At 63.8% G+C, this 13,965-nt stretch carries 11 protein-coding genes, 1 tRNA gene and 1 other RNA gene; 4 read left to right on the plus strand and 9 right to left on the minus strand.

Translation table 11 applies throughout. The features are described 5' to 3' along the window. Positions 1 to 101: 101 nt before the first annotated feature. The 3 genes from ACOQFP_RS13420 to phoU form a co-directional block, all read right to left on the minus strand. The gene (locus ACOQFP_RS13420) at positions 102 to 2,825 is read right to left on the minus strand and encodes a helix-turn-helix transcriptional regulator (protein WP_421584592.1); all 2,724 of its coding nucleotides are present in this window, start codon (positions 2,823 to 2,825) and stop codon (positions 102 to 104) included. A 322-nt stretch (positions 2,826 to 3,147) separates the two neighbouring features. Beyond that, on the minus strand, positions 3,148 to 3,951 hold the full coding sequence (locus ACOQFP_RS13425; RefSeq protein WP_341244667.1) for a transglutaminase family protein: 804 nt from the start codon (positions 3,949 to 3,951) through the stop codon (positions 3,148 to 3,150). Between the two features lie 37 nt (positions 3,952 to 3,988). Next, positions 3,989 to 4,642 (minus strand): phosphate signaling complex protein PhoU, encoded by a 654-nt coding sequence (phoU, locus tag ACOQFP_RS13430; protein WP_206490986.1) that lies wholly within the window; start codon positions 4,640 to 4,642, stop codon positions 3,989 to 3,991. A 100-nt stretch (positions 4,643 to 4,742) separates the two neighbouring features. On the opposite strand from phoU, the gene ACOQFP_RS13435 reads away from it, so the two are divergent. Continuing rightward, the gene (locus tag ACOQFP_RS13435) at positions 4,743 to 5,072 is read left to right on the plus strand and encodes a YnfA family protein (RefSeq protein ID WP_206490987.1); all 330 of its coding nucleotides are present in this window, start codon (positions 4,743 to 4,745) and stop codon (positions 5,070 to 5,072) included. A 24-nt stretch (positions 5,073 to 5,096) separates the two neighbouring features. Here ACOQFP_RS13435 and ACOQFP_RS13440 read toward each other — a convergent pair whose 3' ends face one another. Further along, positions 5,097 to 6,392: a lipase family protein gene (locus tag ACOQFP_RS13440; protein WP_421584593.1), complete on the minus strand. Its 1,296-nt coding sequence runs from the start codon at positions 6,390 to 6,392 to the stop codon at positions 5,097 to 5,099. A 122-nt stretch (positions 6,393 to 6,514) separates the two neighbouring features. Beyond that, a complete protein-coding gene (locus ACOQFP_RS13445; protein WP_341244666.1) occupies positions 6,515 to 7,186 on the minus strand; it encodes a TetR/AcrR family transcriptional regulator in 672 nt (223 codons plus the stop codon). Positions 7,187 to 7,291: 105 nt separating this feature from the next. Between ACOQFP_RS13445 and ACOQFP_RS13450 the strand changes: the two genes are divergently transcribed. Beyond that, the gene (locus ACOQFP_RS13450; protein ID WP_421584594.1) at positions 7,292 to 8,809 is read left to right on the plus strand and encodes an MFS transporter; all 1,518 of its coding nucleotides are present in this window, start codon (positions 7,292 to 7,294) and stop codon (positions 8,807 to 8,809) included. 53 nt (positions 8,810 to 8,862) lie between these two features. Here the strand turns inward: ACOQFP_RS13450 and ACOQFP_RS13455 are convergent, their stop codons facing one another. Both ACOQFP_RS13455 and ffs read right to left on the minus strand, forming a co-directional pair. Further along, positions 8,863 to 10,149, minus strand: a complete 1,287-nt coding sequence (locus ACOQFP_RS13455) for an aminotransferase class I/II-fold pyridoxal phosphate-dependent enzyme (protein WP_421584595.1) — start codon at positions 10,147 to 10,149, stop codon at positions 8,863 to 8,865. Positions 10,150 to 10,202: 53 nt separating this feature from the next. Further along, an RNA gene (gene ffs, locus ACOQFP_RS13460) (signal recognition particle sRNA small type) lies at positions 10,203 to 10,297 on the minus strand. A 95-nt stretch (positions 10,298 to 10,392) separates the two neighbouring features. On the opposite strand from ffs, the gene ACOQFP_RS13465 reads away from it, so the two are divergent. Then, a tRNA-Ser gene (locus tag ACOQFP_RS13465) sits at positions 10,393 to 10,480 on the plus strand. A gap of 243 nt (positions 10,481 to 10,723) precedes the next feature. Here ACOQFP_RS13465 and ACOQFP_RS13470 read toward each other — a convergent pair. Both ACOQFP_RS13470 and ACOQFP_RS13475 read right to left on the minus strand, forming a co-directional pair. After that, positions 10,724 to 11,470: a 3-hydroxybutyrate dehydrogenase gene (locus ACOQFP_RS13470; protein WP_421584596.1), complete on the minus strand. Its 747-nt coding sequence runs from the start codon at positions 11,468 to 11,470 to the stop codon at positions 10,724 to 10,726. Next, positions 11,467 to 12,885, minus strand: coding sequence for an MFS transporter (locus tag ACOQFP_RS13475; protein ID WP_421584597.1), 1,419 nt, complete (start codon positions 12,883 to 12,885; stop codon positions 11,467 to 11,469). The genes ACOQFP_RS13470 and ACOQFP_RS13475 overlap by 4 nt, the downstream gene beginning before the upstream one ends. Before the next feature lie 137 nt (positions 12,886 to 13,022). Here ACOQFP_RS13475 and ACOQFP_RS13480 point away from each other — a divergent pair, with 137 nt between their 5' ends. Continuing rightward, complete coding sequence (locus tag ACOQFP_RS13480; protein WP_421584598.1) at positions 13,023 to 13,931, plus strand: LysR family transcriptional regulator; 909 nt, start codon at positions 13,023 to 13,025, stop codon at positions 13,929 to 13,931. The last annotated feature ends 34 nt before the right edge of the window (positions 13,932 to 13,965 follow it).

Here is a 13,965-nt window from a genome sequence, read left to right on the forward strand (position 1 = left end):
GATGGCCGGGACACTGAGTGCCGTTGTTCGAGCAACGAACTCGACGGCTACTTCAACCGACCGACTGCGCACACCGCCGATCAACGGCTGAGAACTCGTCCTCACCCTTTCGCGAAGCGCGCTGCTTCCGTGCGGTTCTGGGCTCCGAGTTTGGTCAACACATTCGACACGTGCACGCTGACGGTCTTGACGCTGATCACGAGCCGCTCGGCGATCTGCTTGTTGGTGTATCCCTCGCCGAGGAGTTCCAGCACGTCCCACTCGCGACGAGTCAACAGGTCCGCGCCCGCGGGGCGACGCGCATCGCCGGGTCTCACGGTGGCCCCGAGTCGGTCGAACATCGCGATGGCTTGATCGGCTGTGTGTCTGGCTGCCGACCGGTCGCCCGCAGCCTCGAGGGCTTCGGAGAGCGACTGCAGGGCACGGGCACGCTCGAACGGCTGGAGCTCGAACGCATCCACCGCTGCACGCCATTCCGCCACCACGGACGCGGCATCTCCGTGTCCGCAGTTGAGACGAAGGTGACCCAACTCTGCCTGACCTCGCCGTAGCCATGCGGTCGACTCCCAGCCGTAGGACGGACTGGAACCGGCTGTGCGTTCGATGTCGGACTGCAGACGTGATCCGAGTTCCATTGCAGCCCGCGCTCCGATGACGCTCGACCCGCGGCGCGCCGCTTCCATCGCCAGCACCGACAATCTGATGCGTCCACCGAACCACGGGTTGTGCCATTGCGTCCCCACGGTGGCGACAGCGGATTCGAGGCAGGTGATCGCTTCACCGAACCGCCCGTTGCACAACGCCGTATAGGCAACAGCTGCGCTCGTCACCAGCGTGATGAAGCCGTCCTGAGACTCGAAGGCGCGGACGCGTTCGATATCGGCCGCGAGTTCCTCGTCGCCGATTGCGGCGCGAATCTGAAACCCCGCACACAGCTGCTCAGCCGAACCCAGTGGCGGTGCAGCCGAGTCGATCTGCGCCAAGTCGGCAAGAGCCGATGTCCAATCACCCGAGTAGTACCGCACATTGGCCAACTGAACCCGTGCCCCTACGCCGTAGGGCGTCCACTGGCGGCCGGTCGATCGAGCGATCTCGACTGCCTCGCCGAAAGACTCCTGCGCCGATACGAAATTGCCGTCGTCGAATTCGATCATTCCGAGATTGAATTTGCTGCGCAGCAAATTCCCGATGTCACCGCTTTCCCGTGCGAGCGCGGCGGTCCGAACGAGAAGCGTGCGCGAGGCGGCGGGATCATCGTGGCGTCTGCGTAGGCGCGCCAGTGTAATTCGAGCATCCGCCGACCGCCCCGGATCGCCGAGGGATTCTGCGATACGCACAGATTCCTCAGCCCAGGCGAGGGACTGATCTTCCCGGCCCAACGCTTCGGTTATCCGTGCACCGAGACCGGTCAATTGCACTCTCCACGGGGCGAATTCCTCCGCAGACGCGATGATCAACGCGTGCTCCACCGCCGCCAGGGCAGAATCCTCTCGTTCGATCGCCAACGCCGATGTCGCCTCGGCATTCAACAGGTCGAGTCGCTCGGGGATCGTCAACGCATCTCCACCACGCTCCAGTTCGGCGCGGACCACGGAGAGCGACCGCAGATTCTGCCCTGCTGTCGTCGCCGCCGACGCGTACTCCAACACCAGTGCCGTTTCCGTCGGCTCCCATTGCGGCTGTCGCAGTTCCAGTGCGGCGGCGAGGTGAGCCATGGCCTCGGCCGGAGCAGCCAGCGTCATGGCCTCGCGGCCCGCGTCGACGTGGGCACTGAACGCCTTCGGCAGATCGTGGGCCAATCCTGCGTGTCGCGCCAGGTCGGCACTGGCACCGCGATGCCGGTGTTCGGCGAGCGAGTCGACGAAACGAGCGTGCAACCGCGCACGACGGCCGGGCAGGACGTCGTCGTAGATGGCCTCGGCCAGGAGCGCGTGCCGAAAGACGTAGTAGAAGTCGGTGGTCTCGACGAGCCTGGCGTCGACGATCTCGCGGATCACGTCTTCGAGCCGGTCATCGTCCAGGCCGGTCACCTCTGCCAGAACTTCGTGCGCGACGCGGGGCCCACCCACCGCCATCGTTTCGGCCACCGACTTCGCCGAGGGCGACAAGGCGTCGAGCCGGACCAGCAGGAGTTCGGCGAGACTCGGCGGAATCGACGATCCGGGACGCCGGCCGGCAGATACGAGTTCTTCGATGAAAAATGGGTTGCCGCCCGATCGCTCCACGATGACGTTCCGAGATTCCACGTCCGTCGCTGCGGGGAGGGAGTCGAGGAGACGATACGACGATTCGGCGTCGAGAGGCGTCAAGTCCACTCGTCGGACGCAGCTCAGACGCGTCCACTCGGAGAGCGACTGTCGGAGTGGGTGTTTGCGATGGAGATCGTCGCTGCGATAAGAGATCATCAAACACACCCGCGTTTCGGCGAGTCTCGACAGCAGAAATGTCATGAGCTCGCGGGTGGAGGTGTCCGCCCAGTGCACGTCCTCGACGATGAGAAGCGCCGGGCGGTCGGCTCCGATTGCAGTCAGCGCGGCGAGGGCGGCATCGAACAGTTCGGAACGTGTTGTGTGCGGGAGTGGACCGAACAATTCGGTGAATGCGAGGTACGGAATACCGACCTCACCGAGGTCCAAGCATCGCCCGATCAGCACCTGCGTTCCGCGTGTTTCCGCTCTGCGCCGCAGTTCTGCCAGCAGTCGCGTTTTGCCGACACCGGCGTCGCCGGAGACGATGACCGCGGCAGGTAGCCCCCGGGCGGCGTCGGCGACGACCCGTTCGAGCGCCGCCAGTTCGGCGTCCCGTCCGATCAGAGTGCGAGCCACGCCAACAAACTACGCCGCTCTCGTGGCCTTGCGTACCTCTGTGCGCGGCTGCGCATTCGGCGGTCGTACGCTCGCAGCGAATCGGCTACTCGGCGTTCATGATCGGCCAGAACTTCGTAGGTGGAGTACATGGAACCCACTCTGGCGTCGCCGTCCCATCCGCACATCGGGCGAGTTCCCTATCTTCGATGGAACCGCTGTGCGAGAGAGTCCTAGGGATACGGCCTCGACATCCTGGTCGCAATCCGATGCACATCATCGTCGAAGACACGCGGGCGACTTCGTTCGAATGGCCGCAGCCTGATACGGCTGCGCGACACGATCAGGTGATCGACACCATCTGGGTGATGTCGTCGAAGGGCAGCGGTCCGTCGACGACGGCTCCGACGACGGCGCTGTTGAGGATGATCGATCCGCCGTGGTTGTCGAGGAAGGCGGTGTCGGATGCGTCGCGTCCGGTGGCGATGCGCACCAGGGTCGATCGAGGTGCGAGGCATGTGGCGTCCACTACTCGCCATTGGCCTTCGACGAATGCTTCGGCAACGGCATGGAAGTCCATGGGATCGCAGCCCGGTGCGTACACCGCAACGAGGCGAGCGGGGACGTTGACCGCACGAAGCAAGGCCACCACGAGGTGGGTGTAATCGCGGCACACGCCCGCGCCGGCGAGGAGGGTATCGACCGCACCGTCGATGGGATCACTGCTGCCCGGTACGTAGCTGAGCCGTGAACCGACCCAGGAGGACACCTCGGCAAGCAACTTCTCGGACGGTGGATAGGAGCCGAATTCCGTTGCTGCGAAACCGAAGAACTTATCGGCCTCGGCGTAGCGGCTGGGCCGCAGGTACAGCGAGAGATCGTAATCGGACACCGGGGCCGGTTCGGTGTTGCCGTAGACGGTCGCCGAGTACGAGGCCTCGAGCTTGCCGACGCCGGCGTGGAGCTTGTGGATGCGGGTGCCGTGAGCACCGCTGATCTCCTGCGCTTCGATCGGCTGTCCGTCGAGGGTGAACGAGAGTGCCTCCCACACGTCGGTTCCCGGATGCGGTGCGATCGCGATCTGGAACTCGAGGGTGCTGGCCTCGGTCACGTCGACATCGAGGTACGCGGAGACGTCACGTTTCATCGTGCCGATCCTGCCATCTTCGAGCCGTTCACGCAGATCATGATTCGTCGGTCGGCCGTTCGCCCGTGACCAGGAAGATGACCCTCTTGGCGACCTCGACCGTGTGGTCCGAGTAGCGCTCGTAGAACCGACCGAGCAGCGTGATGTCCACGGCGGCGGGTACTCCGTGCGGCCAGTCGGGCGCGGAGGTCAGCAGGAACAGACTGCGGTGCAGTTCGTCCATTTCCTCGTCCTGAATGCGCAGGTTCGCCGCGAGCTCGGCATCGCGGGTCTCCAGCACCCGCTGGGTGGCCTCGGCCTGCGCGACGGCCACTCGGCCCATCTCCTCGAACACGCCCTCGACCTCAGGAGGGAGAACGTGAGCGGGGTGGCGGCGACGGGTCAACTCTGCGATGTGGACGGCAAGTCCTCCCATGCGTTGCAGATCGGCGACGATGTTGATGCCGGAGACGACGCGTCGTAGATCGTGGGCGACGGGTGCCTGCAGCGCCAGGAATCCGAAGGCATTGTGTTCCCACTCGACGGCCAGCAAGTCGATTTCATCGCGGCTTTCGATGGTCTTCTCGGCCAGAACGATGTCTGCCGTCAGTAAGGACTGCGTTGCATCGATCATCGCTTTTTCGGCAATTCTCGACATATCGGACAAATTCGACGCCAACAAATTCAGCGTTTCTGCGTAGCCATCCCGCATGTATTTCTCAACCCCTACCGCTCAGCCCACGTGGGCATGTGAGAGATACCCCCGAACGCATCTTTCTACACCCCCGCGGCGCTGTGGGATTCTCGATCACATGACTGTGTTGAAGTCCACAATGCTTTTCGGTATCGCCGCGCTGCTGGAGATCGGCGGAGCGTGGCTGGTGTGGCAAGGCCTTCGAGAACAGCGGGGATGGCTGTGGGCAGCTGCCGGAGTGATCGCACTCGGCGGTTACGGCTTCGTGGCCACCCTGCAACCCGATGCGAATTTCGGCCGCATCCTCGCCGCGTACGGCGGGGTGTTCGTCGCTGGATCTTTGCTCTGGGCAATGGTGGTCGACGGCTTCCGACCCGATCGTTGGGACATCACGGGCGCGTCGATCGCCCTGATCGGCGTCGCAGTGATCATGTACGGCCCACGCTGATGCGCGCGGGCCGTACCGACCAGATCAGCAGTTCGTCGGCGCGGGCACTCCGTAGAACCGATCCTTGATCCAGTTCTGTGCCTCGCCCAGTCCGAGGATGTCCGGAATCAGGTGCCCTACACCCGATCCCGGAACGATCGCCGGAAGCTGCGCGGAGCTCAGCTGCACGGTGGCACCCTTGCCGCACCAGTCGCCGGCCAGTCCGACGGCCTGTCCGTGGGGCACGATGTCGTCGGACGTGCCGGACTGAATCAGCACCGGGGCATTCGGCGTCCGCTCGCCGATCTTGTTCTTGGCCAAGATCTCCTGGGCCTTGGGCAACCTGTCCAGCACAACTGCCAAGGGCTCACCGGTTTTGGTGTACTCGGTGGTGCGGTGCAGCCCGACGGTCAAGATCGTTTCTGCGACACACTGATTTGCGACCATGTTCAACATTGCTCTGCCCGCATCGCTGATGTTCTCGTCGATGATCGGCTGCAGATCAGGATCGGAGTTGAGCAGACCGTTGAGGGTGTACCCGATCACACCTGTGAGGATGGTGCCGTCGACCTGCTCGAGGGTTGCTTTCAGATCTGCCGGAGGTGCGCCGGCGTAGGTGCCGACGAGATCCAGCTCGGGCGCGTACTCGGAAGCCAATTCCGCTGCGGCCGCGGCTGCGCCGCCACCCTGCGAGTAGCCGTAGGCGGCCACGGGGCCGTCCGCGGAAATCTTGGTTCCCTGCAATTTCTGGGCGGCGCGGGCCGCGTCCAGCACGGCGTGCGCTTCGGACGCGCGGTTGACGTAGGTGTGGGCGCCGGGCGTACCGAGACCCTCGTAGTCGGTGATGACGACGCCGTATCCCTGGGACAGCAGTGAATACGCTGCGAGCACTTCGTATTCGACCATGACGCCCAGCGGCGGTGTGTAGGTGATGACGTTGTTGAGCATCTTCGACGGTGCGCATTGATCGCCCTGCCCCTGTGTGCCGGGGGCGAGTACCACGAGCGGACGCGGACCCGGTCCGGTCCACTCCGCGGCAGGATCGATGTAGGTGCCGGTCACGGCATTGGCAGCGCCGTTGGAATCGTTGCTGCGGTACATGATTCGCGTCGCAACACCGGGCAGCGGACCGCCGATTCCGGGTACCGACAGAGCAAGATGCGAAGGCTCGGAACGGATGACGTCGCCCGGCGAACCAGCCGGAAGCGGACTCGGCGGAACGTAGAAATCGGATTCGATGGTCGAACCGGTCGAGGGGGCGGCCGACACCGCCGGCGCCGTCACCCCGATGAGTAGCGCTGCAACCGCCACAGCCGAACCGAACACACGCTTCGAACGCACTCCGCAAACCCCCAACGTCGACCACTCGTCACCAAGTGAGCGCTACCCCGTGTAGCACTTATCGTGACGCATACTACGTGATGCATCACACAACGCATAGAGCTGGATTGAATTTCCCACGATCAACGTCGACGGCGATGCATTGCGGCTTTGGCCGCGTCTATTTCTTCGCTGGTGAAGGGACGCCCGGGCAGGGGGGATCGAGGGACTCCGTCGCCGCGCAATCCGTCGAGCACCACTGTGAAATAGCGACGCCAGTTGGCGGCATCGACGGAGCTGGAGAACTCGACGCTCGCCCCGATCATTCCGAGAATGGGATAGAAGTCGCTGACGGCGACATCCGGCCGCAGTTGCCCGGACTCCAACGCTCGATTCACGACCTTCTCGAAGTACGGATCGAAGCGCGAGCGAACCTGAGCAATGCCGCGACAGCCCTCGTCCGAACCGAGAACCACCTCGCCCAGACCGCGATTGGAGGACATTTCCTCACAGGTCTCGGCCAGGAACTGCACCAGCCCCTCCCACGCGTCCTGAGCCTCCAGCGCGCGCTGCGCGGCCGCGAGCATGTCCTCGAGCCGCTGCTCGAACACACCGTCGATCAATTCTTCCTTGCACGAAAAACGCCGATAGACGGTGCCCACACCCACTTTGGCGTGCGCCGCGACATCGTCGAGGGTGATATCGATGCCTCGCGAAGCGAACAGATCACGGGCCGCATCCACGATTCGTCGTCGATTGCGTTCGGCATCCGCCCGGAGAGGCTTGGAAGCCGATGTGTCCGCTCTCACATTCATTCGATGTCCGTTTCACCCGATAAGCGGAGGACATTCCTCCACTTAGCTGCTACCTTGGCCCTACAACCGGAGGATACACCTCCGCATAGTCGAACCGAGGACAGTATGACCACCCTTTCATCGGAGAACGTGGGCGACCCGACATCGACCACGACGCCGGTCGATGAACGCGCACACAGGAATCGTTGGCTGATTCTTGCGACGCTCGGACTGGCCCAGCTCATGGTTGTGCTCGACGCAACCATCGTGAACATCGCACTTCCCGCCGCCCAGCTCGATCTGGGCTTCGACAACGCCGATCGCTCCTGGGTCGTCACCGCCTATGCACTGGCGTTCGGCAGCCTGCTGCTGCTCGGTGGACGGCTCAGCGATCTCTTCGGCCGACGCAACACCTTCCTCATCGGGCTCGTCGGCTTCGCGCTGATGTCGGCGGTCGGCGGCGCAGCCGTCAACTTCGGCATGCTCGTCGCCGCCCGCGCCGGTCAGGGCGTCTTCGGTGCACTTCTTGCCCCCGCTGCACTGTCTCTGTTGGCCACCACGTTCACCGATCCCAAAGAACGCGCCAAGGCATTCGGCATCTTCGGTGCCATCGCAGGCGGCGGCGGCGCATTGGGTCTGCTACTCGGCGGCATGCTCACCGAGTGGGCCAACTGGCGCTGGAGCCTGTACGTGAACCTGATCTTCGCGACGCTCGCATTCGTCGGCGCGATCCTGTTCATGGCCAAGCACAAAGCCGATGTCCGCCCCAAGCTCGACATACCCGGCACCTTGGCGGTCTCGGCAGCACTGTTCTCCATCGTCTACGGCTTCGCGCACGCCGAATCCGACGGTTGGAGCAATCCGGTCACCCTCGGATTCCTGGCCGCAGGCGCAATTCTGCTGGCAGTGTTCGTCACCATCCAGATGCGCGTCGAGCAGCCGTTGCTTCCGTTGCGCATCGTCCTCAACCGCACTCGTGCGGGATCGTTCCTCGCCGTATTCGTCACCGGCGCAGGCATGTTCGCGGTGTTCCTGTTCCTGACGTACTACCTGCAGAACACACTGAAATACACGCCCATCACCACCGGGTTCGCGTTCATGCCGATGATCGCCTCGCTCATCCTCACCGCGACGCTGTCCACCGCGCTGGTCCTCCCCCGGTTCGGGCCCCGCATCCTCATGACGACCGGCCTCGTCGTGGCCTCCCTCGGAATGGGATTGCTGACGCAAATCGACCTGAACAGCAGCTACGTCACGCACATCCTGCCGGGCCTGATCATCATGGGCCTCGGACTCGGGGCCACCATGGCACCGGCCATGCAGGGAGCCATCTCGGGCGTCGATCCGGACGACTCCGGTGTCGCATCGGCAACGGTGAACACGATGCAGCAGGTGGGTGGCTCGATCGGAACGGCCCTGTTGAGCACCGTCGCCGCCAACGCAGCCACCGGCTACGTCAGCGCCAACATGGCAACGGCGACCGACGCAGCATTGCTGCAGGCCAACGCGGAGATCAGCAGCTACACCACCACGTTCTGGTGGGCGTCGGGAATCTTCCTCCTCGGCGCGGTGCTGTCGGCGACGCTACTGAAGAAGGGACCGTTGCCGACGGCTCCCGAAGGTGCAGTGGTCGTCGGGCACTGAGTGCCTGCGGCAGTGGTGTGGTTATGTGCCCCCTGCGGCACATAACCACACCACTAGCTTTCGAGCAGTTTCTCCGTCGCGGCCAGCAACACGCAGGTCGCGACGCCGTCCATCGACTTCTCCAGCTCACCGAGCGACGGGAAGCTCGGGGCGAGGCGAATGTTCTTGTCTTCCGGATCTTTTCCGTACGGGAACGCCGAGCCGGCACCCGTCAGCGCAATACCAGCGTCCTTGGCCAACGCGATCGAGCGGGCCGCGGTGCCCTCGAGCACATCGAGGCTGATGAAGTAACCACCCTTGGGTTCGGTCCACGACGCAATCTTCGACGCACCCAGCCGGTCTTCGAGGATCTGCTGCACCAGCGCGAACTTCGGTGCCATGAGCTCACGATGCTTGGCCATGTGGGCCCGCACGCCTGCGGCATCACCGAAGAAGCGCAGATGCCGCAACTGATTCAACTTGTCCGGGCCGATGCTCTTCTTGCCCAGATGCTTCTGATACCAGGCGAGGTTCTCCTCGGAACTGCCGAAGAAACTGACACCCGCACCCGCGAACGTGATCTTCGAGGTCGACGCGAACACGAACGGACGATGGGCGAAACCGGCCTCGGCCGCCATACCGAGCACGTCGTAGGACGGCGGAAAATCCTCGGCCAGTGGGTGCACGGCATAGGCGTTGTCCCAGAACAATCGGAAATCGGGCGCTGCAGCAGGCATCGTGGCCAGTGCGCGAACGACCTCCTCGGAGTAGACGGCACCGGTGGGGTTCGAGTAGTTCGGCACCACCCACATGCCCTTGATCTGCGGATCCGAGGCCACCAGCGTGGCGATCTCGTGCACATCAGGTCCGTCGGGGCCCATCGGAAGCGGGATCATCTCGATGCCGAAGCTCTCGGTGATCGCGAAATGCCGGTCGTAACCGGGGGCCGGGCACAGGAAGCGAACGTTCGGCTCGGCCGACCAGGGGCGAGGGGAATCGGGCAGCCCGTGCAGTAGCGCCCACACCACCAGGTCCTGCATGATCTCGAGGCTTGCATTGTTGCCCGCGAGCAGATTCTTCACCGGAATTCCGAGCAGCTCACCGAAAATGGCGCGCAGTTCCGGCAGGCCCGCGAGGCCGCCGTAGTTACGGCAATCCGTTCCGTTCCCGTCCTTGAAGTCCGCGCCGGGGAGCGTCAGCAGATCGGCAGCGAGATCGAGCTGCTCGGGTGACGGCTTGCCGCGAGTGAGATCGAGCTTCAGATCCTCCGCCTTGAGCTGCGTGTACTTCGCGCTCTGGCGCTCGTGCTCGGAGACGAGCTCCTCATGGTTCATCAGACCCAACTGGGTTTGCGCTGGCATGCGGAGCGGCCTCTCGGTGACGGGTTCCCCGGACAGTGTCGATGTCACTGAATGTAAGGGGACCCCGCGCACCCGGCAGAGCCCATTGACCCTTGCTGCCTTCCGGCCCTGGGGGAGTTCACAGGATGCGCGCCGCGCGGGATCCGTTAAGAAGTGTAGCCGCCACCCGTCGGGCAACGCATCACCACCCTTCGCGCCTCCCGATTTGGGGGATGGAGGGGGTAACCGGGTAAGCTCCCCCACGGAGGATTCGCCTAGTGGCCTATGGCGCTCGCCTGGAACGCGGGTTGGGTTAACGCCCTCAGGGGTTCAAATCCCCTATCCTCCGCCAGAGAAGCCCCTGTGACTCGGTCACAGGGGCTTCTTGCTGTTCGGGGTGTGGCCATTCGCTCGCCCGCGTCAACCGGTTCACGCCCACCCGTTCGCGCGACCACCCATACGCGTCAATGGACCCTTGCACCGGTCAGACGTATGCAAAGGTCCATCCACCCAGTTCACGACTCCGCGTCGATGGCACATTGACGCGCCCAGACGTATGTGCAGTGGACCATTGACGAAGGCGGGGGCACCGAACCTAGCGAGCCGACCAACCACCGTCCATGGTGTACGACGCACCGGTGACCATGCCCGCGTTCTCCGAGGTCAGCCACCCCACCAGTGAGGCGACTTCGGCTGGCTCGACGAGTCGCTTGATGGCTGCCTCGGTGAGCAGCACCTTTTCGAGTACTTCGTTCTCGGGGATGCCATGCGCTTTGGCCTGCTCGGCGATCTGCTTTTCCACCAGGGGTGTTCGCACGTATCCCGGGTTGACGCAGTTGCTCGTCACACCGTGGGCTGCGCCTTCGAGGGCCGTCACTTTCGACAGTCCTTCGAGTGCATGTTTGGCGGTGACGTAGGCGACCTTGAATTCCGATGCCCGCAGTCCGTGCACCGACGACAGGTTCACAATCCGGCCGAACCGGCGGGCGTACATCCCAGGCAGCGCCGCGCGAATCAAAAGAAAGGGGGCTTCGACCATCAGCGTCTGAATTCTGCGGAACGCACCCGGATCGAACTCGACGATCGGGGCGACGGTTTGGATGCCCGCGTTGTTGACGAGGATGTCGACGTCGAGCTGGAGGTCGTCCAGGGCGGTGGTGTCGAGTAGATCCACCGACCAGACGTCACCACCGAGCTCGAGCGCCAATTCCTTTGCGGCAACGTCGTTCACGTCGGCGATGGTGACCCGGGCACCTCGTGAAGCGAGCTCCCGCACACAGGCTGCCCCGATGCCGGACGCTCCCCCGGTGACGAGGGCGGAGCGTCCGGTCAGGTCGGTCACCGCTTCACATTCTGATCGAGCAGGCCCACCTTGGCCAGCTCGGCCTCGGTGGCCAGGTTCTTGGCGTCGGCGATATCGATCGTCTCGAGTGCCAATCCCTTTGTCTCACGGGCCGCGACGACTGCGATCACGGTGACCAGCGCCGATCCTGCCAAGTACCAGGCGATCGGAACCGAGGAGCCGTATCGGTTCAGCAGGAACACCGCGATGATCGGGGCGAGCGAGCCCGCGACGATCGAGGTGACCTGATAGCCGAGGGACACACCGGAGTACCGCATTCGCGTCGGGAACATCTCGGCCATGATCGCCGGCTGAGTTGCGTACATGAACGCGTGGAAGATCAGGCCGATGATGATGGCCAACATGATGACCACGTTGTGCCCGCTGTTGAACATCGGGAAGGCGAAGAAGCCCCAGGTTCCGGCGGCCAGTGCGCCGAAGAGGTAGACGGGGCGGCGGCCGACGCGGTCGGCGAGCTTGCCCACCATAGGGATGACGCAGAAGTGGATGGCGTGCGCGGCGAGCATCCACCACAGAATGGTCGTGGTGTCGGTACCGACCTCCACCTTGAGGTAGGTGATGGTGAACGTCACGACGAGGTAGTACATGACGTTCTCACCGAAGCGCAGCCCCATCGCAGTGAAAACTCCACGCGGATAACGCTTGATGACCTCGAAGACTCCGTACGACGCAGCCTTGATGACCTCGGCCTGCTTCTGCGCCTCCAGGAAGATCGGGGCGTCGGTGACCTTGGTGCGGATGTAGTAGCCGACGAAGACGATGACGGCGGAGAGCCAGAAGGCCACGCGCCAGCCCCAACTGAGGAAGGCTTCGTCGGAGAGCGTGGTGGTCAGCACCAGCAGCACGACGGTCGCCAGCAGGTTGCCGGCGGGAACGCCTGCCTGTGGCCAGCTGGCCCAGAATCCGCGAGACTTGTTGGGGCTGTGTTCTGCCACAAGGAGAACCGCGCCACCCCACTCTCCGCCGACGGCGAATCCCTGGATGAAACGCAATGCGACCAGCAGCGCCGGTGCCCAGTAACCGATCGCCTCGAATGTCGGCAGGCAACCCATCAGGAACGTAGCTCCGCCGACGAGGATGAGGCTGAACTGCAGCAGCTTCTTTCGGCCGTACTTGTCTCCGTAGTGCCCGAAGACGATGCCGCCCAACGGCCTGGCGACGAAGCCGACGGCGTAGGTGACGAACGCAGCGAGGATCGCATCCAGTTCGCTGGTTCCGGCGGCGAAGAAGATCTTGCTGAACACCAGCGTCGCCGCGGTGCCGTAGAGGAAGAACTCGTACCACTCGACGATGGTGCCTGCCATCGAGGCGGCCACGACCTTCTTGAGACCTGACGGGGTGGCATCTGGATCCGGTTGGGATCGACCTGCTGGCGACTGTTCGTCGACACTCATAACTTCTCCTGTGTTGCTCGGCACTGCGCGTCGCGATATGTGATGGACCACACATATGCGGGATGCTCTGAGTATTGGTGCAGATGTTTGTCGGCGCAAGAGCCATGAACGCAGGTGGGATCTGCAAAAATGCACACATGACCCTCGGTTGGGCGAAGATCCCCAGTGCAGACGACCTGCTGGTGCTGCTTGCCGTCAGCCGAACGGGTCGCTACAGCTCCGCGGCCGACGACCTGGGCATCAACCACACGACCATTTCCCGACGCATCGCCGCGCTCGAGGACACGCTCGGCGGCCGAGTTCTCACCCGTGGCGCCGGCGGCTGGGAGCTGACCCAACTGGGCCGCGGCGCACTGGCTGCGGCCGAGGCCGTCGAGGATGCGCTGCGCACCCTCGTCTCGAACGACGCAGGTGCACTGGAAGGCGTCGTGCGCATTTCGGCCACGGACGGATTCAGCGCCTACATCGCAGCCCCGGCCGCGGCGCGAGTGCAGCGCGCTCATCCCCGAGTATCCGTGGAGATCGTCGCTGTCACCAGGCGCGCATCGCAGCAACGATCCGGCTTGGACATCGAGATCGTCGTCGGACAACCGCAAGTTCATCGCGCCGAGGCGATTCGACTGGGAGACTATCGACTCGGCCTCTACGCCTCCCAGACCTATGTACAGGAGCACGGAACGCCGCAGGTGCCCGCCGACCTTTCTGCGCACCCGTTCATCTACTTCATCGACTCGATGCTGCATGTGGACGATCTCGATCTGGCCCCGAACTTCACTCCCACGATGCGTGAGTCGGTCACCTCGACCAACGTCTTCGTCCACGTCGAGGCCACCCGAGCCTCGGCCGGAATCGGACTGTTGCCGTGTTTCATGGCCGACCGCCACCCGGACCTGAAAAGAATTCTGCCCGACGCCATCGCGGTGAAACTGACCTACTGGCTGGTCACCCGTACCGAAACACTGCGACGGCCCGAGGTCTCGGCGGTGGTCGACGCCATTCGCGCGGTGGTCAGCGAACAACGCACGGCCTTGTTGGGTGAGAACTAGTTGGGTGAGAACTGACGTCGGTGGGCATACCGTC

Source organism: Rhodococcus sp. MALMAid1271 (genome assembly GCF_049195265.1).
GTDB lineage: Bacteria > Actinomycetota > Actinomycetes > Mycobacteriales > Mycobacteriaceae > Rhodococcoides.